This is a genomic window from Actinomadura sp. NPDC048955 (assembly GCF_040649435.1).
GTDB lineage: Bacteria > Actinomycetota > Actinomycetes > Streptosporangiales > Streptosporangiaceae > Spirillospora > Spirillospora luteofluorescens.
This window is the reverse complement of the sequence record NZ_JBEZJI010000192.1, coordinates 1-1511: the sequence shown is the minus strand read 5'-3', so window position 1 is coordinate 1511 and position 1511 is coordinate 1. Positions and strand designations below refer to the sequence as shown.

The window sequence follows — 1511 nt, the reverse complement described above, 5'->3', positions numbered from 1 at the left end:
ATTATATTTAACTTTTATTAAACATTCAACTCGTATATAATTAATGCAGTAAGCAAGTTGGATAGATGGTGGCTAATCTGAGTATAAGGAGTGTGATTCCTATGGTGGTATCAAGAAAATCTTTAGAAAGGAGACGCCTAGTTGGTTACTGTTAGTGCCATGTTGCAATTTGGAATTTTCCTCATTGCTTTCATTGGTCTAGTAATCGAGCTTATTAAATTAAGCCAAAAAAAATAACCATTCCCAACTTTTGACAGAGTAAGAATGGTTAAGCGATTCTGAAAAGTCACCGTCTTTTTAACGGGCTTACGGGGCACAAGTGTTACCAGCACTTGTGCTTTTTTATTTTTGTCACTTTCAGTATATACTGTTAGCTGCTTTTTGTAAACTTAAAGTAACTTTTAGTGTAGTTACTTTATGTACTAAATATACTAAAGCCATTTTCGGTAATTTCTTACTAAATAGCGAACAGATATAATGAGCAAAACTATATAGATCGTCGGTTCAATAAAGCTTAAATGATTATGATTAAAAATAGGGAAAGCATTTGTGAGTGCATGGTATATCATACACGTTTTTATATCTTTTGAAAAAATAAGTAACAAACTAAATGTAACACCGTTTAAAGCATATACCCATATGTGATTCCGGTCTCCACCATGCAATACATGAGCAAAACCAAAGGCGAGTGATGATATTAACACAAATAGTCCTAGACTGAGCCAGTCATGGTTATACTTCTTATCGTTAAAGAAGAAATTCAGGCTTTCATGAACTCATTGGGTATGCATATCTAAATGTCGATTTTGTTTTTCGACAAGCTTTTGATTTTTAGTATTGGAGTTAAAGTTAGAATCTAAACATAAATTAACTAAAAGTCCTAAGAATATTAGTGTTAACTTCCACAGCCAGTTACTATTTTCAGTTTTCATATACTTCGGTGTAATTAAATTTTGTTTCTTCACGTATTTAATAAACATCATATAAACCACAACAACGATCATAATTAAAATAACATCGCTTGTTATATCTTGAGTATTATCAACTAAAAATTTAGTGCTAAAAAAAATATAAAAAAGTAACTTTCTCTAATTTAATCAAAGTTTAATGTCACTTTAAATCGGAAGTCAATCCATGTAAAATTAAATATAAGTAAGCATACTACGATATATTTCATATGATTAATAGGGGATGTTCATCTAAGTGTCTCAGCTTTTATTTATAAGACTGGGATTTTTTGCGATAAATATAGTTATAATGCAAAGTTAGTGTGACATATTCATAAGTATGCAAAATAACAAATTAACTCAAGATAAAATTAATAACTTTAATGATAAAGGTTTATCTTCTCTGTATTAAAATAAAAGGAGTTTTCTAGAGTAATAAAAAGTACGTTTACCCCCAGCTTATAACAAAATCTGGGGGTATTAATTCTTTAACTATTGAGTATACTAAGTACATCATTATACGCTCGTTTATATTCAACTTTAGATGGATTAACTTCTGCTTTG

Annotated in this window: 2 protein-coding genes; one reads left to right on the top strand and one right to left on the bottom strand. The window is 29.7% G+C overall.

Annotated elements, in window-relative coordinates; all coding sequences use genetic code 11:
• Window positions 1-159: 159 nt before the first annotated feature.
• The gene (locus AB0C84_RS46145; protein WP_223286828.1) at window positions 160-237 is read left to right on the top strand and encodes a putative holin-like toxin; all 78 of its coding nucleotides are present in this window, start codon (window positions 160-162) and stop codon (window positions 235-237) included.
• A 194-nt stretch (window positions 238-431) separates the two neighbouring features.
• Here AB0C84_RS46145 and AB0C84_RS46140 read toward each other — a convergent pair whose 3' ends face one another.
• Entirely contained in the window at window positions 432-704 is a 273-nt protein-coding gene (locus tag AB0C84_RS46140; protein ID WP_237620538.1) for a CPBP family glutamic-type intramembrane protease, read from the bottom strand.
• Window positions 705-1511: the final 807 nt, after the last annotated feature.

Coding starts and splice junctions, on each gene's coding strand:
- AB0C84_RS46145 (WP_223286828.1), top strand. CDS start 160: ATGTTGCAATTTGGAATTTTCCTCATTGCTTTCATTGGTCTAGTAATC.